This window comes from Dehalogenimonas alkenigignens (genome assembly GCF_001466665.1).
Taxonomy (GTDB): domain Bacteria; phylum Chloroflexota; class Dehalococcoidia; order Dehalococcoidales; family Dehalococcoidaceae; genus Dehalogenimonas; species Dehalogenimonas alkenigignens.
This window is the reverse complement of sequence record NZ_KQ758903.1, coordinates 33,779-55,162: the sequence shown is the minus strand read 5'-3', so window position 1 is coordinate 55,162 and position 21,384 is coordinate 33,779. Positions and strand designations below refer to the sequence as shown.

Here is a 21,384-nt window from a genome sequence, read left to right as displayed (position 1 = left end):
AGACGGCAAGTATTTACATCTCAGGAATTACGGGTAACCGTGCCCCAGCCGATCGGCTGGTAAAGGTCATCGTCCTCAATGTCCCAGACCCAGATTTCATTATTAACCACCGCGATGCCGAAGATGAAGAAAAAGGCGTCAGTGACGAATTCCTGATCGATCGAAATGATGAAGCCGTCATTCAGAGCCGCCAGCTGCATCTTCAAACCTCGGGAATATAATTCTTCGATGGTTGCCGGAGCGGGCTGCTGGTCGGTTTTGTCCTTGGCCAGCCAGTCCTTCAGTTCCTGCAGGCTGGCAAAATCACGGGGTGGAAACACCTTGGAGATTTTCTCGTAGTTCGTTTGAAGAGTTGAAATCTGGCCGCTGAGATTGGTGATCTGGCTGTTTAAGTCGGCAACCTGTGATGCCAGGGCGGCGTTTTGATCCAGAGCTTCCTGGTACTTGGCGTTTGAGGTACATCCCGGTAACAGCATTACCAACGTTACGATTGGGAGCAGCCAGCGCCAGCGTTTCATCTCATTCTCCCCGGACAAACTGTCCGCAACCGAGATGGGGTACCGGGAAATATATGAAAGCTTAATGCAAATCAGGGAAAATTACAACCACCTGTTAACGTGGAATTCGTTGGATTTCGGCTTTGCGCCAGCCCCGGCGGAACGGCTACGGCAACACCCAAACTGAAAAAATGGCATCCAGGTCTTTCCCGGAGCAGGCTTCAAACCAGGCTTGAAAGGATGCCGTCGTCGTAATGCCCCAGATGTTAGCCTGGTAGTAGCCGCGGAAGCACTCCTCAAACGCCGACTGGCTGATCTCGGCAGCCAGGGCGTTAAGGAATAACGGGCCGCGCCCATAGACTATCGGCCCGTAGCGGTTGAGGCTATAATCGCCAACCGCCAACCCGATTGGAATCGGTGTTGAGCCGGCGCGGTTCCAGAAATTGCGCCACTCGGTCAGGGATCTGTTCCAGCCGGCCGGGCCTTCGGTGTCGAGGAAGAATAGTCCGGTGAAATATTGGCTGACCGCCTCGTCAAGCCACGGCTGATTGATCTGGTCGTTGCCGACGGCGTTATAGAACCACTGGTGCGCCGCTTCATGGACGACAGTTGTTTTCAGGGTAAGCTCGAGAGGATAGACGCTGGCGGCGACACCGAAAATCCCGGGGTACTCAATACCGATGCCCCCGCCCTGCAGCGGCAGCGGCACGATATCCAATTCGGTATACGGGTATTCGCCCAGTCTCCGGTTGAAGGTTTCAAGGGCCTCAGCAGCGGTTTTTAAAGCGGTATCGGCGCCGCCCTCCAGCCCCGGCAGGTAGTATGAATTGATCGTTGTTTCTCCGGATGTCGCGCTCACTTTGGCATATTTATCGCTTCCGGCCAGAAAAAAATCCCTGGCCGGGCCGGCGGCGAACGTGACTACCTGGTCGGCGCCGTCAACTGAGCGCGCCGTTTCGACTCCGGAGGCCGCCAGAGTCAATGACGCCGGCGCTCTGACTCTGACCAGATAGAAAGACGTGTCCAGAAACGTATGATCGCCGCCGCCGGGTGCCGGTCCGATATGCCAGCCTGAATCGTCGTTCACCGGGATGACCGGATAGAAGCAATCCAGGGTGAGAATGCCGTTGAAATAGCCGAATAACCCGGTATTGCCGCCGAGGCTGCGGGGGATGGCGACGGTGAAGTCCAGCTGGGCCGTGACCGCCGCCCCAGGCTGAAGCGGCCGGACCAGCGGCACCCTGAGGGTCGTGCCGCCGGAGATAACCGCGGCTTCTACCGGCCGGCCGTCCAGCCGCACTTCAGAGATTGTGACGCTGCCCCCGGCTGAATTGGGGAAAAGCTGGAAATAGATTTCGGTCAGAGCCTCGCCTTCACGGTTGGTGTAACGGACTTGCAGGCGGCCGCCGATGGTTTGCAGCGACGAGTCAATGGTCAGGTCCATGTGATAGACCGAAGCTTCCTGGAGAGAGTCCAGGGCTGCTTCTCCGGACTGGATCAGGTTGTCGCGGTATACCGAAAGGTCGTCCCAGCTGCCGCCGAGGAGGGCGGTCTCCGGCCGGCCGCAGGCTGATGCTCCGGCCAGCGTCAAGATGATGCAGGCGGTGGTGAAAAGCCTAACGAGGAATATGGGTATTTTCACGGAGCAATTCTAGCACGGAGAGGGCAGGGAAGGTGAGAATAAGCACCGTCGTTCTGGGAGGAGTGTAATTGAGGAATTTCTGCGTATCGGTCTGCTTGGGAGATCAAAGTCACCTTAACTCGGCAAGAATCGTCTGAATCCCTATTATGATGAGTAAAAACAGGACCGAAAAGCGCACCGTCCGGTGGCTGATATTCTTGAGAACGCGGGTGCCGACATAGGTCCCGCCAAAGGCGATGGCAATTAACGGCAAGATCAGCCAGTAGTTCTCGCCAGACAGCTCCCGGTTAGCGGTGTAGACCGAAATACGCGTGATATCCACCACTACGGAAATAGCCGCCGCGGTAGCTACATATGTTTCTTTGGACATTTTTGTCGAAATCAGGAACATGGAGCGGATTGCGCCTGCCAGGCCAAGCAGCCCGGCGGAAAGCCCTGATAAGACGCCGCCGGTAACCAGCGTCCGATCAGAATCAGGCAGCCGAAAATCGGGTTTAATCAGTGAAAATACAGCGAAAGCGATGATGAAAACGGCGAATATCAGAGATAAGGCTCCGGTTTCTATATTGCCGAAGAGCCAGGCGCCAATGAAGGCAAAGACGACCGCCGGGACGCCGTAGAGAAGTGCCGTATGGCGGTCTATGTGCCGCCACAGCGACATCAACCGAAAAGCGTTGGAGAAAAAGTGGAAAAACGCCACAAGGACGATCGCCTGGCGCAGGTCGAGGATGAGTGAGGCAACCGGGATCAGCAGTGTAGCAGTTCCGAAGGCGGTGACTGAAGCTACGGCTGCCGCAGCGAAAGAAGCCGCGAAGAAAGCGAACATGATTGGGGTCATCCCTGCATCACCTCGTTCATCAGTTCACCGATTTGCTTGCGGGCGGAGGTCAGCATCTCACGACCTTTATCGGTGAGGGAGTAATAACGCCGGCGTTTGCCACCGACAATGCGATATTCAGTGATGAGTAAACTTTCTTCCTCGAGCCGATGAAGTATCGGGTAGAGTGTCCCGGGGCTTAATGCGTACCCATGGCGCTTCAGTTCCTCAATGAGTTCGACGCCGTAAATCGGTTCCTTGCTGGCGTGATACAGAATATGGACACGGATAAAACCCAGGAAGAAATTGCGGTCAAGCATAATATCATATCCCGATATTGATATACGATATAATAACTCGATATCAGCCGGGCGTCAAATGCATTGACTTTCATTATGAGGTAGAACTTGAATGGAACCAGTCCATGAGAAGGTAAATGAAAGGAGTTTTAGAATCTTGAGTGGATGATAAAGCGCCAGCTAACGGACGGTTCTCGGCATCGTCACCATTGGTGGAGCCGGAGTATCAATAGGTAGAACCGGCCATGAATACGAGGTGAGTTTCGGCCTTAACCTTTAACTTCAACATGATAATTCGAGTCCTCCGTATGGGCGTTAGGATTGAAAGCGTGCTTTTCCAGAGGAGATAAATCCCTTTGGATCTTTTTCCATCGCTGTTGCTCAACTCCTGCCGATGCGGGTGGTGCTTCCCATTTTGGTATATGTTAACCAAAGATGGTTTGCTCAAGTTATTGACCATCTGCCGAAAAGACCTCAACAATATTACCATCCGGATCAAGACTTCTGAAAAAAAGCATTCCTGATTTTCCCCACGGAGCCAGTGTTGAAATAATTTGCAAATTGCTCTCTTTAATCCGCCTGAAACGCTCAGTGATGTTCGTGGCTTGAACGTAAATCAACGCTCGAAGTTGAATTCCTTGAGGGAAATTGTTTGCGTAGTTCAAAGGAACCAAAACAAGCCCTTGATCGAAAACAACAGCATCCGAGCTCTGCTTCTTCACGGTTAAGCCAAGACATTCACGATAAAACCAAATGGCTCTTTCAAATAACACGACAGGAATCTTTGAACCGCATCCCCGACTATTTGAAAGGGTCTGTTGGAGAGGCATAATGATTTGTTTCGGGGTATGAGTCATTAGCCCAAAATTACCCTTTGAAACCTTATCCAGGTAGATGCTTTGCCCATCGTCAACAGTCAATCGTCTGAATTCGACTCTGTACGTACCGTTGCGTCCGATGTAATCAAGATCATGATTAATTCTAGCCTTCCTGTGATCAGGGAGCTCGACTTCGCTAGAATCAGGCGCGGTTACAACACCGTCAATCCACTTCTTGAGTAAATATCTCTTAATACCCTCAACATCAGGCTTGTCGTCAATATGCCCGTTTGCTAGACGAAATGCGCTTTTCTCGATATAGGCGGCGTCTTGGATGCCTTGTTTTACCGGTGAAAGCCAGTCTGATCCATGGACACAACCAAGAAGTCCCCCAGCCATTGACGCAATAGTATCTGTGTCGGAACCTATGGCGAATGCTGCCTTCACGACTCCATTAAGCGGGTCTGCGGCGTGCCGCGATGCAAGATACACTGCGGCTATTGCAGCTACAGTGCCAGCACCGCTTATCTTGTTATCAAAACAGTGGAGTTCTTTCAGTACATCTTCATCGAAAATCAATGCTCCTTTTGCGAGCTCACCACGGCAGACATCAAGATACCTTAGGACCTCGGCTTTGACCGAATCCCATATATTCGAATATCCTGGCAGAATTTTATCTGCCTGGTTCATCCATGCGGGGTAGATGGACGTAGTGGTAGGAATAGCAGACCAGACAGTCACGTTACTGATTAGCTCTTCAACTAGTTCACCATATGTCAGTTTTGACTCCTTCCGAAAAGCCGTCCATAGTGCGAAGCCATAGGCCAAAGCACCGAGAAGCGCTCTGGGATGCCCATGGGTCGCGACACCATCAAGGAATATATTGGCGGCCACTTTGGAAAAACCCTTTTCGGCTAAGCGCAAAACATGGGGTAAAACCCGCATTGCTACGCCATTTCCTCCGGCATCAAAATACTTCTTCAGATCTTGTGGTTTCCGAAGTGAACTCCACGGAGAGACGCCATCCAGCCATGAATCAACCGCTCTTTTTGTTGCACCGCCGCCTCCACGTTCATAAACGGACCAAAAGGGCAGTTCAACCTGGGTAAAATAATCCCACCATACTTCACCTTTCTGCAAAGACCTGCTGAGACATAGGATAAGTTGGGTGTCGTCGCTGTACTCGCCAGCTTCAATGATTTCTTCATAGGGAAAATAGCGCCCGCCTAAACGGTAGGTCCATCTTCTAAAATCGTGAAGTCGGCCTTGTGTTTGCCCTGAGGCATTTGACTTGGTGACTCGCTCATTAGGCCAACCAAGCGCATCGCCATATGCTGCTCCAAGCATGGCTCCGACGGCTTTGGTAGCTTTTAACTTAATTGTGTTGTTATCCGCCATTTAAACCTCCGTTTTCGTAGAGCGTTTCCGTCGCTCGAACTCCGCGTTGAATCAACCGTGAGAGAGCTGTTCTATCAAAAAAGTCCGGAGCGATGTAAATAGGTTTGTCGATTGCGATCCCCTGAAGTTCTAATCTGACCATCTCCCGCTGAGCCTGCTCTTCTGACCGGACAGCGATGCCGGTAATTGAATCAAGTGGAATTGGATCCTTGAGAAGAACTTCTGCCTGAATGTCGGTCGGTGCAGCTGGGAGGTGACCTTGTGGACGGGAAAAAGGGATCCCGGGGGATGTATCGGCGTAAAGCGAGCGAAACCCGCTTATCCCCGTTTGGATATAAGCCCCACGGGATCGGGCTGCGTTGCAGGGGCAAAAGCAAGTCTCAATGTGCCACAGGTAACTTGGTTCGATCATCAATACTACCCAGTCTTTAAACAGTTGATCTTGTTCCCGGACTTTCGCGAAGTAGTAAGTATTCGGATATTCAATGGAGCAGCAGATTAGATCGTCCCTCCCGTCATATCGGTCTGGGTCGGTCGGGTTGTGTGGCATATCAAGCTGCCGAAGTGTCCTCTTTGAACAAAGCCCGAGAGTATCGTCAAAAATATGTGCGAGGTTTCTGGACTGCGTAAAATGGCAGATCCTGGTGATCCCACGGTTGACGCACTCCTGTTGAATCAGGTTCACGGTTTGACTCTCTGATAGAGTGATTCGTCAACGGGTAGCAATGGCGTAAGCTCCCCGGTGAAAAGCAGGACCAAGCTCGTTTTTGCTCTTGTTACCGCCACATATAGAAGCCTGCCATCATGCCTAAGACCATCCTCTTCACTGTGAGAAGCTATATAGTCCTGGTCCGGTAGATTGTCCGCGTCCAGGAAAGGAATTATCACTACATCAAATTCAAGCCCCTTAGCCGCATGAAACGTACCATGATAGATTCCAGGACCGTCGTTCCATACCTGGAGGTCGCGGTGCAGCCGGGTAGCGTTTGCTCCCAGGACGGAGCTAAAAATCATTTCCTGTGCTCTATCTTTAACGAGGATGGCAACACTTTGTGTTTTTCCACCACTTTTTGCCGCCCGAAGCGCGATTTCGATCTGCTGATCCCTGTCTTTGCACTCCACTAATGTAGGTAAAGCACCATCGGCTTTTGGTGACAAAGGTTCAACCAGATCGGGAATACCTTGAAAAAAAGTCATCTTGGAAATGGCCAATCCCAACTGAGCAATCTGTTTAGTGTTTCGGTAATTTTCTTTAAATAGCCACTGCTGGGGGATGTTCAACCCCGCAGAGCGCCAGCTCATTCGCTGTCCATATATTTGTTGAGCAACATCCCCAAAAAACGAAATTGAACCATCTTCAGGGATTGCTGCCGCTAAGGAACGAATCATCTCAGGGGAAAAATCTTGCCCTTCATCAACGATTATGTGTTTATATAAGCGGGGAGAACTATCCTCCTCGAATTCTTTTCGTACACTGATCGCAATATCATCCCAGTCATACAGCTTCCCATTCGCAGTTCGAATCTCGACATACGTCTCGAGAATTTTATACATAACTGGTCTGAGCTTGCGAGAGAGATTTGTATCGATACGTCCAACACGTTCCACCTCCACGTATTCATCAAGGGAAGTGATCCCATGGCCGAAAATCCACTGGATCTCGTCCAAGAAAAAATCGAGGGGTCTCTTGAAGAACTTCGATGGCTCGTAGCCAGCTTCAACAGCTTTGACTGCTTGAGAAATAAATGAGTTTCGGGATTCAGGATCGCAAATGCAGTTCCAACTCATTTTGCTACGGTTATTGAGATACCCTCTGGCGAATGTATGATAAGTTTCAATTCGTACATTCTGTAACTCAGTGGGTTTAAGATAGTTTAAATAGGTGACCAGCGTTTTGTTGAAGGTCAGAAGCAGGGTTCTTCCTGCGTGGGGCAACGACTGCTCGGAGAGATAAGCAGCCCGATAGAGAGCGAGTGTCGTCTTGCCGCTCCCAGCAGTCCCGAGCACAGCGGAGTGCCCAACCGAGGGCATGTACAACACCTCACGCTGCTTCTTGATTGGCTTTGGTAGATTTCCCCTCATCACGTTTTTACCTTTGATCGTTGTACATAGGGTTATGGCTATACTTTAGAGAACTATCCGCAGTTTTCATTTCACTACTCCCATCGAATACTCCTCATCTATCTCGAACAGATCAGGCGTGGAGCGATGGACGCCGATGCCGTGCTCCATAAGGAGTATCAAGAGTTGTTCCCCATTCATCAGGGCGATGGGGGTTTTATCAGCCTGTGCGGCTTCCTTGATGGCGCCTAGACTGAAGTCACTAGTGGTAATGATCAAACCTTGCTCGTGCGCCCCAAGGCTGCCGCGTACCTGTTGCACGACTGGGGCTTGAATATTGTTCTTAAGCTTCCATTTCTTGACCTGAACAGCCATCTTGATGCGGACGACATCGCCCACCACCAAGGTGCCCCGGACATCTATACCGCCATCTCCGTTGATTTTGGTAATCTCGACCATTTCGAAACCCATCTCGGCTAGCAATTGCGATGTCAGTTCTTCGAACTTGGCGGGTTTCATGGCCAGCAGGCGCTCGCGCAGTGCCTGCCGAACCTGGTGGTTGTGCTGCTCGATCTGGAACGCAAGGCCGCGCCCCATCCATTGGCTCAAGCCAACGTAGCCACGGCCGTACTGGACGAATCGAGGCCGTTTGCCGCGTTTTTGCTGACGTTTAATCTCGGTAATTACCTGGGCGTACATGGTGGCTTCGGGCGTTTTACCGCCTGTTACTAGCCATCCTTTCGCCAGCGCCTTCTCGGTGATCTCCTTGTAGTGCATCGGCTTCTTGCCACCAAACTCCTCGAGCACCTTTTGAGCGCAGTCGGTGAAGGAAAAGCCCGCGTTTGTGGGAGTAGGTTTTCGAGAGTCTCCGACGTCCGGAGGAATCGCCCCGTTGTCGTTCTGTTTTACAGAGGAATCCCGAAGCGCGAAGGTTTGAGGACCGGCCTTCACAAAGGCTGATTTGTCGCCATTCTTTTTTATATCCGAATATAAACTGGCGCTCACGGTGGCTTCCGGGGTCTTGCCGTCTGAAGTCCAGAACCCAGCAGCGATGATCCGCTCAGCAATTGCTTTAGAGTGCAAAGGGGATTGTGCTTTTTTCAGCACCTCAGTAGCGGCGGCTTTCACGAACATAGCACTTCTACTCCTCAATCCTGGTATTTGCATCATCCCCGTAAGTACACCAGAGCATTTGAGCCTTCTTGTAGCTCAACTCCTCTTTGCGTTCCTTCCATTCTGGAAGCACTCGGCCCAATATTCGCCAAAACGTCGGAGTGTGATTTCGCTCGTGAAGATGGACAAGTTCATGGATAACGACATAATCCACGAGGAAGACAGGCAACTGTAGAAGACGCCAATTGAAGTACAGGGCGCCATATTTACCGCATGACCCCCACCTAAAGCCCAAATCACAGACGATTATCTTTGAAGCAGTCATACCAACTTTGGATTCCCAAAACCGGACACGCTCGTTCAGCCACTCAGCACCGGTATTTTGATACCATGTCTGAAAATGCCTCTGGGCATCCAGTCGATCATTCTCCCGCAGGAGAAACCATTGGCCATCGAACTGAATTGGTGTGGATTGATTCTTAACAATCTTGAGTCGATAATTCCGGCCCAGGTAAGCAATACATTCACCGCTCACTATTTCGAGCCTATGAACCCTATGGCTATGTAGTTCTTTGCGAAGCAGTTTCTCGTGGACCCAGAGCAACTTTCTATTGACCCATTTATGGAGTTCCGTTTTACTCGCAGTTTCCGGCGAGTGAACAACGAGCTCACCACCTCGATCAACGGTTAACCCAAGTGTCTTACGGCGTAGGCTCCGTCTCACCTCGAACTTTAAGTCATCGACTACAATCATTTCGCTCATTTTCTTACCAAATTCTCGTGGTTTTCCTTAGCAAGAGCAACGAGCCGTTGCGCGATATCCCGCTCTTTCCCCAGAGGACACACACCGGAAGCATCGAGGTCCCTCACGATTTGTTTTGTGAGGAGTTCACGACGGTCTGAGTTCTTCCAAAACCCAACCTTGACAACCTCTTGGCGAATTCTCTCGACAATATCGAGGGTTGTGTTGATAGCGGCTTTCTTTTGTGCATCATCCAAATCTCGGCCTTCGGAACAGGCTTCAAGGATCAGGCGAACAAAGGGCACTTGAATATAAGGATCAAGACCAGGGAAATCGTTACGATCTCCTTGGCGCAGTTCGTCGATGAACTTTCTTAATTCCCTTTCCAAGGCGTCCCAGTCGTCCTTAAACCTTTTCAGGATTTCCTCCAACTTTTCGCTCATCTTGCGAGCAAAGGCCGGGTTCTGATTAGTGAATCCGATAATGTGATACCTCGCCGCATACTGCATTTGCGCTGCTCTTGCACGGCTCCCACTTTGAGCTTGAAGAACCCTTTCGAACTCAGTATCAGTAATCGTCGTTGGCGGAATCTTGGGATCAACACCCCGGGCCAATATATAAGAATCTATTAACGCCTTGACCTTTTCGGCAACACCTTGAAGATTCAGTGCAGAGTCTCGGTAGAGGTTCGCCGCCACCTTGTTGATGAAGCCAAGAAGCTTCGCATCTCGGAATACACCGCTCGGCACTTCGGGCCGGTGTTCTAAAATGTTCAGCGTCTCATAGAACATACGGAGCTTGTTGATGAATCCGGCGCGAACTTTCAGGTCCTCCAAAAGAGCAACACAAACCTCGACCTCAGTTTGAAGATCTGTTATACCCCGGTCGATGAAAACCGCGACAGCCCGATTTCTGCGGTCAATCAGCTTAGGCAGCTCCACATTTATATCGATAAGCGCACCACTGGTGTCTTCTCTATCATAATCTTTCAAGGCATCGTTTAAGTGACGCGCCACGCCTATATAATCCACGACGTAACCGCATTTCTTATGCCCATGGGTTCGGTTGACACGGGCAATGGCTTGCAGGAGATCATGAGCTATGACTTTGCGGTCCAGATATATTACCTGCTCGATTGGAGCGTCAAATCCCGTCAAGAGCATGTTGTTGACAACCATTAACGCCAGCGGATCAGTTTTCTCTGTTCTTTCAACAGCCAATTTCCGCTTGAACCGTTTCGTGTATTCATCCTGTTTCTCTTTGTTCGACCAATCCCACCATGGTTCAGGATCGTTGTGATTTCCAGAGATAACCACAGCCACATCCAAAGCCCTGATTCGTGGAAGGAGTACATGAGCGCGAACAAGGAATCTTGTTTGCTGATCAAGTTGCTGAATCTCATGGTCTTGGAGAGTGAGGATAGAGGCCGGCAGAGCCTCAATATTTCTGACAAGTTTGTCTCGGGCAACCAGAAGTTTTTCGCGATAAGAGATGGCGGCGCGGCGGCTGGTTGCAACAACTTGGGCTTTGTAGCCTTCAGGTAAGACAACGCTCACATAATGCCGCAACATGTCCGCTGCCTTCTGTTCGATCAGTAAAGGAGCCTCCAGAACATCGCCGGCAGTACAATACTTCGCCTTGATAACCGCCAGTTCTCCCTCGGAATAGGTGCGGAACATATCCTCGAAGAGTTGGTCGAGGTTAGAAGCGTCCTTGACGAGTCCATCGGCCGTTCGGCCTTCATAGAGGATCGGCACTGTAGTGCCATCCATTTCGGCATCCTGAAGCAGATATTTATCGATGAAGTCGCCGAAGATTGCCCGGGTTTCCGTTTTATCCTTGCTTAGGATTGGCGTACCAGTAAAGCCGATAATCGCCGCATTGGGCAAAGCTTTGCGCAGATTTCTGTGCAGAGACCGGGAATGGGAACGATGAGCTTCATCGACCAATACTAATATCTCATCTGACTCATTAAGGACAGGAAACTCTTCAAAGTGAATGCTCTCTTCGAAGGTCACTTCTTTTTCCACGACCGGTTCGTCTTTGCCTGGTTTTTTCTCTTTGCGGACGATAGTCATGGCGATCTTCTCATCACTCTTAGCCTGCCGGTCAACATCCTGGTACTTTTGCAGCATGGCAAAGACGATGTCCGGTGTGGATTCGGAAAGTATTCGTTGGGTCATTGCGGTCGAAGATTCCCGGGTGCTACGATCCTTGTCCGTGGGTCGCACAGCCTCACCCGAAAGTCGAGCTGTCTCACGAAGCTGTCCTTCCAGATCGGTGCGGTCAGTAACAGTGACGATTTTGTAACGCTTGAGCCGGTCCAGTGTTCGCATTTTACGAACCAAAAATACCATACTGAGGCTCTTGCCGGACCCCTGCGTATGCCAGATAATACCGCCTCTTTCATCCCGTTCAGCGCCCTGTGATCTCGTCCGTCCCTCCTGAAGTCTGAGGGTTGCTTTTTGGATAGCTCGGAACTGCTGATAATGGGCCACGATCTTGCGGGTCTTACCATCAACCTGCTGGAAAATAGTAAAGTTACGAATCAAATCTAGCAAATGCGCCGGACGCAGCATGCCAGCCGTGAGAACCTGCTGACTTTGCAGAGCCGCACCTTGACCAATCCCCAATGCCTCAGGGCGCTGTTCTGTGCGCCGGAAAAATAGAGGCGTGCCTACACGCTCTGTCTGCTCCGGTCCGACAGACAACAGTTCACCTTTGGCCTCTTCGAGGTCACCATTGGTCGACCCAATCCCGAGATCCTCCGTAACTGCGCTGATGGGAATCGGGCTGGTATCGGACCATTCCAAATAGGCCTCCGGAGGAGCACCAACGGTTGCAGCCCGGGCTTCAAAGAAATCGCTGGCTATCAAGAGCTGGTTGGTATAAAACAGTTTTTCCACGCCCTCGCTATCAGTATAGAGCGTAGGAAACAGCTCACGACGCTGATTCGAGTAGCGGAGGATCTGATTGATTGCCTCATGAATCGGATTTTCTATACCCGGGCTTTTAAACTCGGCTACCACCACTGGAATACCGTTGACGAACAGAACTGCATCTGGGATGACATGTCCCCGGCCACTGGTCAATTCGACTTTGAATTGATTGACGACCAGGAAGTCGTTCTTTTCAGGGGTTTCAAAATCGATGTAGCGGATCGGTTGTGGTCTGTTGTTGTCCCAATCCGGTAGTCCTTCCGCCACGGTTCCTTTGAGTAAAAGCTCGGTCGCGGCTTGGTTGATTTCCAGAAGCTGATGACCCGGAGCCTGTTTCAGATCGCGAATGGCCTTTTCCACTCGTGCATCGTCGAGCCAAGGCTGCCCATCCCGAAGATTGACTTGCCTCAGCGCTTCCACTAACCGATTCTTCAGGAAAACCTCGCGGAAGTTCTCCCGCTCAGTGAGTTCAGCAACATCCACATCACCTTCTGTCCACTCCCACCCCATTTTTTGAAGTTGTTCACAGAAAGCTCTCTCGACCAGATTAGTTTCCCAGTAGATTTTGCTCATTGTCACCCCTTGGTTGTTGCTTTCTTCCTAAAATGATTGTCAAGTTCAACAAATATATTGGGGCTGAAGAACGCTTTTTTACTACTCTCGAGGTTAGCTGGGTCAAGATAACGTGTAATCCCGTATCGTCGATCAGCTTGAAGCGGGCGGCGAATATTATGGTAATACTGATTTGCCTTAAATCCCTGATAACGCTCTTTGCATTTCTCTGTGAGTGTCGAATAGTCCCACGGATACCTCTCAAGGACGTGTTCTTCCGTCAGACGAACCGCAGGAGCGTTAGGGTCATTAGTGTTCTGAACAAGAAGTGCCTCTTTTGCCTTCGAACGGGTATACCTGAATTCAATATTTACCGTGACGGAATAGGCTGATTCCGGATCAGCATGAGACTTGTCCATATTCTCAAGGAAGGAGAGGAAGTTCTTCTCCTCGGCGTTAAGCAGAAAGCCGTCCATATTTGTCGGCAGATCCACAAAGGCTAGAGGCATCAGGTGGAGTTCAAATTCCGATAATTGTCGATCAAACCAGTCGTGAACGGTGCTGGCGAAGTTCTTGGTACAAGCCGTTCCGATCTCTTGCAAGCGAACCCGGAAAGCCGGAGATTGGTTGTAGAAATGAACAGCTGAATCCCGGAGTCCCAGCAGAATCTGAATATTGTCCCAGGCGAGGGCATCGAGTTTTTTGTCTTCGACCAACTTCTTTGCTAGATAGCACAAGCCATGGGTGAAAGGATTCCCCGCGTCGGTTCGTTTGACGTATTTTTTCTTGCTCTTTGTCCCATCTGCGTTTTCCCTGGTCTCGTAAACGTACAGACTGCTGGCCTGGTTGCGATTGTCGGCGAGCCATTTGGCTTTCAGCAGAAGCTCCCAGCCGTTAATTGCCAGGATGGCAAACGACTCTGTCCGATAAGGGAAACCGGGCTTGTTATAGATTTCGATGGCCGCCACCTTCGCAGCTATCGCCCGATCCAGGAGCTCCTTCGACCGTGACTTCATGCGTTCTCGGCTCCTTCCATCAGTGTTTCCGGAATACGCACCCGGCCGGTGAGAAGATCATCTTGAAGACCGGACTTTAGCTTTTTGAGTTTCTTTAGCTCATTCCTACTTGATTCAATTCTCCTATCTGCGCAGTCAATTACATTGGCTATTAATCCCTGTTCATGAGTGGGAGGGATGGGGATCAGAAAATAATTGAAGAACCCAGCTTCGACCCTCTGCTGTCCTGCCGATCCAGTCATATATGCAAGAGCTCTAATTCGCATTGAGTTGGTCAACGACCAATGAAAAACAAATCTGGCCGATCTGTTGGATTTTGGTCGTAAAACGTGAAACTCGGTCGATCCCATACCAATACCATTTACGAGATCTTTTGCGTGGCATCCCTTGCCATTTTCCATACAGGGTGTAATTTTCGCAAAAAGAACATCGCCTTCAATAAATGGTGTGTATCCGCCGCTGCAATCAATGAGTTTCCTAGTTTGTCGATAAACCCAATTGCCTTCCTCATCAACATCCTGCATTGGAATAAACGAAATAGAATTAAATGGGCTCTGTCCCGTAGCGGGAGTTGGTGGATTAACATTTGCGATTTCACTAAACGGACCAACATCCCAATTCATTGGGATCTGCCCCAACGGGGTGTCTTTGAATTGCTCCGGGTGAGCGACGGGGTCGCGAAGCTGGCCGTGTTCATCCAGGCCGTAGCTCAGCAGGTCGCGCAGCATGCCCGCTCGTACCTGCTTGAGTTTGACGATCACGGCTTCGATCTGGGCAATCTGCGCGTCCACCATGCGCATCAAGGCGCTTGCGGATCGTTGGTTCTCTGGTCTTGGGAGATGTAAAGGCGCGTTCGCTATGGCGGCGATAGACAGGCCATAGCGGGTTGTTCCATTGGCTTGCTGGCCGAAATATCGGGCAATTCTGTGATGCGCCAATTGCTTTGCAAGAAAGGTCGGATCAACCTCGTCCTGATTGGGGCGAAGCAAGGCTAAATGATAGCCGCACACAAGATCTGGCGCGGTAGTATCTACGACTGTCGGTATGCCGATGTCGTCCGGTGTTTCGGAGTCTTTGGTAATAATGACGTCACCGACCTGTAGCCCGAAACGCTCAATTTCCGATTTGGTGGCGGTGGCACGCATGAAGTCCATGTCCGCCGTAACGTAATCGTTATTGTAAACATCGGTATAGTTGCAGAGGCGAACAGGCTCTTGGCCCGGTTGCGAAACCTTGTTGACACTGCTGAAACGGATGTTGGCAATGGAGGTGAGTGATACCTCCTGCCATTCATTCAGGTATTCGTCTGCCTCAATTTCCATGCTTGCACCCGTTTGGCTAATAGGCATAACCCAGCTCCTGCAAAGCATCGTGGAGTCGCGACGAAAGACGCTCCCGGCTCTTGATGAGCACCTTCAATGAGGAAGCGTACTTGTCCCACAGGTTTTCAGTGAAACGTACCAGTTCCTGCTGCTTGTCTCTTAATGCGCCATCCAGGCCGACTTGGAGGTCCTGAGCAAAAAGTTCTAGTACCAGCGTCTGCTTCTCACCTTTGCCCATTGCTGCGCACCGGTTTTTCAGCTTGTCGACAAAGGCGTTGGTGAGAACGCGAAAAGTGGCTCTGGCTGCGGCAAGGTCTGTCTTGATTTGCTCGTGGGGAGCCAGCTCCGTCTCAAGGGCAGCCATCTGATCAAAATAGGGTTGCAGTTCGCGCCTGGCGGTCTCTGCGGTCCGGCGATCGGCATCGGTAGCCTTCTTTTTCGTCGCGGCCTTTTCAAGCCTGGTCAGCTCTTTGATGGCGTCTTTAAATTCAGCCTTCAGCTCTTTTACCTGGCGTTCAAGGTCCTTGGCATAGTTCCAGGAAGCGAGTTCTTCATCATCTGCATTGTCCGGCGGGTTGCTCCGCTCGAAAGCTTCCTTTTCACCTTTTAGAAGGGCGATCTCCAATTTTGCATCGTCGATCTGCTGGAGGTAATCGGCCATGGTCCGTTTCACCAGTTTGTGGCGGAAGGGATCAAAGGCAGGTCCCACGTTGTCATCATCTTCCACGGCGTCGGCAATGGCGTCGACCCATCCATCAACCACATCGCAAAAGCCATTTTCAATAAGGGTTTTAAGATCCGGCAGTGTCTCGCTCCACCAAGCGGCAACAACGCCGGATAATTTGAAGTTGCCCAGCACTCCGACCGGTAGCAGTGCATCGGTAAATCCTTGGAGGAATTCCGAACGGACGGCATTCAGATTGCGGCCCTGGGGGAGAGCGATCAGGCTGCCAGTATGAGAGGCCCACCACGATGTCAGATCATCCCTCAACTCTCCTGTTCGAGCGAGTAATCCGGCATCCGCCTCAATCAGCCTGGCGATAGCTGGCCGTTCGGTAATACTCGGCTTGAAGTCACGGTATCGCTCATCGTTAGGCCTATGCGCGAAGAGGACATCTGGCGAGAAACCGAGCGCTTGGAAAAGGGCTTCGTTAGCTTCGATCTCGGCGACCGGAATACCACCAGCAAGATGCGCACGGACATCATGAGGTTCCGGCAATGGAGAATTGTCCACATAACGACGAACGTTGAGGTTGAAGTCATTGGCTCCATCCGCAATTTCGTCGAACGTTACGATCTTGGAATATCCGGGGACCTCGTCGTAACGCTCGAAGGTAGCTGCGATCTTTTCGATATCTTCAGGCCGCAGGTAGTTTTGGGCACGGCCGGCCAGGTACTCGGCGTCCGCATTGATAAAAAGTAACCGGCCGCGTCGGTTTTCGGGTTTGTTGGGGTTGAGAGCTTGCCCTGTGATGTTGGAACGCATGATTAGAATGCAGGCTGGAATACTGGCGCCATAAAAAAGATTCTGCGGCAGGCTGATGATGGCTTCGATCAAATCCTGTTGGAGGAACCTCTTGCGGATCTCCTTTTCCACGCCGCCACGGAAAAGCACACCGTGCGGCATCACGGTCGCCACCATGCCACGAGGTTTGCAGACTGCCAGCATGTGCTGGGCGAACATGAGGTCTGCCTTTTTCCCTGAAGTAGGACACCATCCCCAGCGATAACGTTCTGGGAATTCCATGTTGCTACGGGTGTAGTTCTGACTGAAGGGCGGATTGGCGATTACCCGATCAAAACGCTCGAGTTCCCCACCTTCGCGATGCATCGGGTGAAGAAGCGTATCCTCAAGTTTGATATCAGCGCCTCTCACACCATGTAAAAGCATATTGATTTTGCAGATGGACCAGGCCGAGGCATCATTCACCTGGCCGCAGAGGCGGAGATTGGTCGGATCTCCGCCGGATTGCTCAATATACTCACGACTGATAATCAACATGCCGCCGGAACCACAAGTGGGGTCATAGATACTCATCCCCGGCGCGGGATTCAATACGCGCACCATCAACCGGATCACATCCCTTGGCGTATAGAAGTCCCCCCCTTTCTTGCCAGCCGACTCCGCAAACATGTTGATGAGAAATTCATAGGCCGAACCAAGAAGGTCAGAAAATTGAAAATCCTCGCTGCGCAAGCGGTACCGATTAAAGTGCCGCACCAGTTCCTTACATGCCTCATCGGATACAATACGCTTGTTACTCTGGACCTTCATGAATTGAATATGGTCCAGGACGTGCTGAAGCGATCCGTTGGCTCCACTCAAGGCCGCCAAAGCTTTGTCAAGAACAGCACCAAACGGCTCCGTGGCATCATTCAGCTTGCTCTGCAAATGGGACCAACGAGCCCGCGGCGGGACAAAGAATTCGTCATAAAAATCAGGATTCTCGCCATAGTTTGATTGGGCGTCCTCCCGGCTCATCTTTGGAGAGACTTTACGCGAAACCAGCTTTTCATAAGCTGGTTCAAATACATCGGAACAACGTTTGAGGAAAAGCATCCCAAATATAAAGTCCTTATAAGTGGCCGCATCCATGCCTTCACGGCGGAGAATATCCGCAGCGCCATAGAGGTGTCGTTCGAGTTTGGCTAAGGACAGCTTAGGCATTCGGCACCTCGTGAATTCTTCCGTTAAAACCCCATTTTTGTGTTCTCATAAAACTATTCGCTGTTCTTTGCTGTTGCAGCGGTGGTTCTGGAGGTCGTTTTACCCTGTTCTGCAGCACCGCCGGCTTTCACCCAATCGTCAACCTGATCCTTCTTAAATTTCCAAAGCCTGCCCATTCGATGTGCTGGCATACTGAATCGGTCAATCCAGCGGTACACGGTATCACTACTAACCCCGAGGTAGTTGCATATTTCATCCACTGACAACCAACGATCTTTTATCTCAGCCATTTCTTTAGCTCCTCATGAGCGATATGCTTTATGTCACGCCTGAGGCGATAACGGGGATATTGGGTACTCCTGCTTCCACGGCCTAAAAGCATTCCTCTAATATATTAAGGTGGGAACCGATTGTCAAACGCTCTCGTCCGGATAAGACCGCAAAAGTCCGCTCACGGGAGTAACCATTGCAAGGTCCAATAGGTATAGGCTTAGCATCTGGGGGCTCGTTTTTTAGAAGCGTGTAGTGGTTACGGGAATAGAGATAGAACCATAGTCATTGTGAATGCTTCCAGGCGGCCTAATCGGACATGCTATTAAGCCCTTCGGCCAGTTCTCTGTACGCCTAGGCCCACGAGTCCTCATGTCGTTATCATTTGGCTGCCTAATATAAGAAATATACGCAGTTTGTATAGGCAAAAAAAGGGCTGGGAATTTTACCCAGCCCTTTTTCCGTATATTAAATGGTGGGTGGTGGGTTATTCACTTGTAGCCCTTATTCGGATCACTCCTTGAACTTTGTTATGGCAAGACAAGCGTAGTGTGATCGATAATTGTTAATAGGGCTTTGCCCGAAACCATTCCAGAAGTCCAGGAGATAGTGATGATAATCCGGGTATTCCTGCTCCCGAACTGTCAGCAAGTCATCGGCGAATATCCTGATACAAGCCCCTTTATTGCCTGACAAGACGATAACCGATGGCGGGCAGGTTTCGTCGCGCTCCGTCCTGAACGCTTCGACTCGAAGCTTGGATATCTTCAAATTGTCGAGCCAGAAGTGACCGCCACTGGCGCTGTATGAACCAATGAAGATGTCTTTACCCTTCAATTCTTTCAATATTTCCATGAGACGTCTTGCGGCTTCCCTCTGCTTCTGCCGTAACGGTATCTGGGCGGCCCTCCGGCCGAGCTTCACCGTCGTTTTCGGCTCCGGCTCGGACAATCTAGTTCCCTGAAACAGGCCGAGTTGGCCTATCATTACATTCTCCTTTCCGAAAGATTTTGACATGAGTACCCGTTTGAATTCGGACTCAGCGGTTGATTAAGCTACGAGGACGAGTTGGCTGCCGCTTTCGATTCGCACCTGTTCTTCCGCCGCGGCACCGCTGGGTAGAGATCCACGGACGGCCTCGATAGAGCTCCTTATCGTGTCGAGGCGATCGATGTTGGTGATGAGGGATAAAAGACGTCCTTCGACGTATTGAGGGATTCCAGGTATCTTTCCAGCCGCGGCGGCCACTATCTTAGCCTGCTCCAACGGCTCCGCAGCCTGGTCAATGAACTCTTGAACCATATCCATCGCCTCGCTGACTTTGAGGGCGCTCCATTTGATAGGCACAGTTACACCTCCATTCGGGCATGATAAGCCCTAATATTCTTCGGGGAACAGAATCGTTGTTACGGACTTGTCGGCCTCGGTGATGATCCAGATTTTGGGCAGATCGTCAGTCTTATATGCGGAGAGTATTCTGAAGCCCTGTTTCAGGCTTAACTCATTCTCCTGCCTGTCCGCCTCATCGAGATCACCCCAATCACCTTTGGCATGGCGGTTCAGGGAACCGCGCATGAACTCGGCAAACTTGGGATTCTCACCGGCCAGGGCGAAAACTCCTCGGGTGGCCACCACTTGGCCAAGCGGGACAGTCGGATTGATTACCAGTAGTGCTTCCATGTTTATCACCCCCTTCCTTTACCGTCCGTCTCTCCTTTCATAGTTGGTTTGCCCGTTTCCAGCCAAAACGAAAGGGGGATGCTCCCGCCGCTTTGGGGCAGGACATCCCCCTTACAAAAAGAAAGCACAAAAAGGGGCACTAGGCCCCTTCATGTGCGGCTGTTTTGCGAGTTCAAGCGTTCAAGTATCAGGTTCTTCAGGCTACGGCGACTGGTTCTTTCGCCTTGCTATGCTTCTTGGCCTTCGCCCCCGATCCAGTCGGGGGTTTCGTGATGGCTTCGGCTTCGGCGACGGCCTGCGCGACTTCCTCGGCGGGTACAGGCTCGGCTGTTGCTTCCGGCGTAACGGCCTCGACAGTCTCGACCTTCGGCTCGGCGGGTTCGACCGGCTGGCTTGCTTCGGCCTTAGCGGGTTCGGCGGTCTTGGCCGTGTCCGTCGGCTTTTTCCCTTCCGGCAAAAGCATCGGCATGACCACCAACTCATAGTCCGGCGCGGTGAAAAGCATCGGCGACCTTGCGTCCTTGACCCGAAGCTCCACCATCCCGCCGCAAGCCCGTAGAGCTTCGGCGAGGTATCCGCCGTCAAGCCTTATCTTGATAGGCTCGCCGGTAGTGTCGGCAGCTATTTCCGCCGTCCCCTTGTCGTCGGTATTCCCGACGACCACCTTGCCGTCCCCGATGGTGAGGTCTAAGGCGTAGGCTTTGACGTTGGCGACGACCTTGAGCGAGCTAACCGCCTTTGTTGCCTCATTGGTGTCGAAGCTGGCGCGGATGCCGGTGTCGGCGGGTATGAGCTTCTCGTAGTCCGGGAAGTTGCCGGCGCATCCCCGCCATGTGTAGCGGATTAGCTCCGTGTCGAGGACTAGGCTCATTGGGTCTTTGTCGCCGTTCTTTTCCAGCGACAGCCTTACCCGCCGCGCCCGCCTGAGAGCGCCGGTGACGCCTTTGAGGTCATCGCGGCTAATAAGCACCTGTCCCTCATCCCCGTCGAAGGGTAGCTTCATCATGGCGAGTCGGTAGCCGTCGGCACTCACTAGGGTGAGCTTGCCGTCTTTCACCTGAAAGAGAACGCACTGGAGAATGGGGCGGGCGGTCTCATCCGAGGTGAAGGGCAGTACCCTTGAAAGGGCGTCCGATAGCTCCGTCGCACCGAGGTTGGGGCTGACCGAGTTCGAGGGGCTTACCCTGATGTCGCACAGGGTAAGGGGTGTCTTTTCGCCGACCCAGGCCATGTGTTCGAGGTAGCTGGTGTTGGCTCCGCATACCACCTTGAGGCATTTTCCGGCGACCCGCGATACGCTGGCATCGCCGTTAGACGGGACAATCTTGACGATGTTACTCCCGCCTAAAGACTTAAGGTAGGTGAGAAAGCCTTTCCGCCCGATAGTGAGGTCAAGAAGCATCGCCCTTTCGGCGAGTGTTCTCGATAAGGCGTTAACCAGTACCGCCTTGTGCGCTAAAAAGCCCTGACCTGAACGCTTGCCCTCGATATTCAGTTGTTCGATTGTCCAACCCCCTCTTGCTATCCGATAGGTGGGCAACTCCATCGGC

At 51.5% G+C, this 21,384-nt stretch carries 18 protein-coding genes; all 18 read right to left on the bottom strand.

Annotated elements, in window-relative coordinates; all coding sequences use genetic code 11:
- Positions 1-20: 20 nt before the first annotated feature.
- The 18 genes from DEALK_RS00270 to DEALK_RS00180 all read right to left on the bottom strand — a co-directional run bounded on the left by DEALK_RS00270 (position 21) and on the right by DEALK_RS00180 (position 21,380).
- The gene (locus tag DEALK_RS00270) at positions 21-518 is read right to left on the bottom strand and encodes a hypothetical protein (protein WP_058437619.1); all 498 of its coding nucleotides are present in this window, start codon (positions 516-518) and stop codon (positions 21-23) included.
- Positions 519-663: 145 nt separating this feature from the next.
- Positions 664-2,139, bottom strand: coding sequence for a M1 family metallopeptidase (locus DEALK_RS00265; protein WP_058437617.1), 1,476 nt, complete (start codon positions 2,137-2,139; stop codon positions 664-666).
- A gap of 109 nt (positions 2,140-2,248) precedes the next feature.
- On the bottom strand, positions 2,249-2,965 hold the full coding sequence (locus DEALK_RS00260) for a sulfite exporter TauE/SafE family protein (RefSeq protein WP_186007561.1): 717 nt from the start codon (positions 2,963-2,965) through the stop codon (positions 2,249-2,251).
- A gap of 8 nt (positions 2,966-2,973) precedes the next feature.
- Positions 2,974-3,276 (bottom strand): PadR family transcriptional regulator, encoded by a 303-nt coding sequence (locus DEALK_RS00255; RefSeq protein ID WP_058437614.1) that lies wholly within the window; start codon positions 3,274-3,276, stop codon positions 2,974-2,976.
- Between the two features lie 428 nt (positions 3,277-3,704).
- Positions 3,705-5,471, bottom strand: coding sequence for an ADP-ribosylglycohydrolase family protein (locus DEALK_RS00245; RefSeq protein WP_058437610.1), 1,767 nt, complete (start codon positions 5,469-5,471; stop codon positions 3,705-3,707).
- Positions 5,461-6,156: a DUF4433 domain-containing protein gene (locus DEALK_RS00240; RefSeq protein ID WP_186007560.1), complete on the bottom strand. Its 696-nt coding sequence runs from the start codon at positions 6,154-6,156 to the stop codon at positions 5,461-5,463. The genes DEALK_RS00245 and DEALK_RS00240 overlap by 11 nt, the downstream gene beginning before the upstream one ends.
- Complete coding sequence (locus tag DEALK_RS00235) at positions 6,153-7,553, bottom strand: 3'-5' exonuclease (protein ID WP_058437606.1); 1,401 nt, start codon at positions 7,551-7,553, stop codon at positions 6,153-6,155. Before DEALK_RS00235 ends, DEALK_RS00240 begins: the two co-directional genes overlap by 4 nt.
- Positions 7,554-7,619: 66 nt before the next feature.
- On the bottom strand, positions 7,620-8,666 hold the full coding sequence (locus DEALK_RS00230) for an HTH domain-containing protein (RefSeq protein ID WP_058437604.1): 1,047 nt from the start codon (positions 8,664-8,666) through the stop codon (positions 7,620-7,622).
- 7 nt (positions 8,667-8,673) lie between these two features.
- Positions 8,674-9,408, bottom strand: a complete 735-nt coding sequence (locus DEALK_RS00225; protein ID WP_058437602.1) for a M48 family metallopeptidase — start codon at positions 9,406-9,408, stop codon at positions 8,674-8,676.
- Positions 9,405-12,899, bottom strand: coding sequence for a type I restriction endonuclease subunit R (locus DEALK_RS00220; RefSeq protein ID WP_058437600.1), 3,495 nt, complete (start codon positions 12,897-12,899; stop codon positions 9,405-9,407). Before DEALK_RS00220 ends, DEALK_RS00225 begins: the two co-directional genes overlap by 4 nt.
- Before the next feature lie 2 nt (positions 12,900-12,901).
- Positions 12,902-13,894, bottom strand: a complete 993-nt coding sequence (locus DEALK_RS00215) for a DUF3644 domain-containing protein (RefSeq protein ID WP_058437598.1) — start codon at positions 13,892-13,894, stop codon at positions 12,902-12,904.
- On the bottom strand, positions 13,891-15,243 hold the full coding sequence (locus tag DEALK_RS00210) for a restriction endonuclease subunit S (protein ID WP_058437596.1): 1,353 nt from the start codon (positions 15,241-15,243) through the stop codon (positions 13,891-13,893). Before DEALK_RS00210 ends, DEALK_RS00215 begins: the two co-directional genes overlap by 4 nt.
- Positions 15,233-17,884 (bottom strand): N-6 DNA methylase, encoded by a 2,652-nt coding sequence (locus tag DEALK_RS00205; protein WP_058437594.1) that lies wholly within the window; start codon positions 17,882-17,884, stop codon positions 15,233-15,235. The genes DEALK_RS00210 and DEALK_RS00205 overlap by 11 nt, the downstream gene beginning before the upstream one ends.
- 53 nt (positions 17,885-17,937) lie before the next feature.
- Entirely contained in the window at positions 17,938-18,174 is a 237-nt protein-coding gene (locus tag DEALK_RS00200; RefSeq protein WP_058437592.1) for a helix-turn-helix domain-containing protein, read from the bottom strand.
- Between the two features lie 493 nt (positions 18,175-18,667).
- Positions 18,668-19,141 (bottom strand): hypothetical protein, encoded by a 474-nt coding sequence (locus tag DEALK_RS10030; protein WP_058437590.1) that lies wholly within the window; start codon positions 19,139-19,141, stop codon positions 18,668-18,670.
- Between the two features lie 63 nt (positions 19,142-19,204).
- A complete protein-coding gene (locus DEALK_RS00190; protein WP_058437588.1) occupies positions 19,205-19,501 on the bottom strand; it encodes a hypothetical protein in 297 nt (98 codons plus the stop codon).
- 30 nt (positions 19,502-19,531) lie between these two features.
- The gene (locus DEALK_RS00185; protein WP_058437586.1) at positions 19,532-19,834 is read right to left on the bottom strand and encodes a hypothetical protein; all 303 of its coding nucleotides are present in this window, start codon (positions 19,832-19,834) and stop codon (positions 19,532-19,534) included.
- A 196-nt stretch (positions 19,835-20,030) separates the two neighbouring features.
- Positions 20,031-21,380 (bottom strand): DNA polymerase III subunit beta, encoded by a 1,350-nt coding sequence (locus tag DEALK_RS00180; RefSeq protein ID WP_244881558.1) that lies wholly within the window; start codon positions 21,378-21,380, stop codon positions 20,031-20,033.
- Between the last annotated feature and the right edge of the window lie 4 nt (positions 21,381-21,384).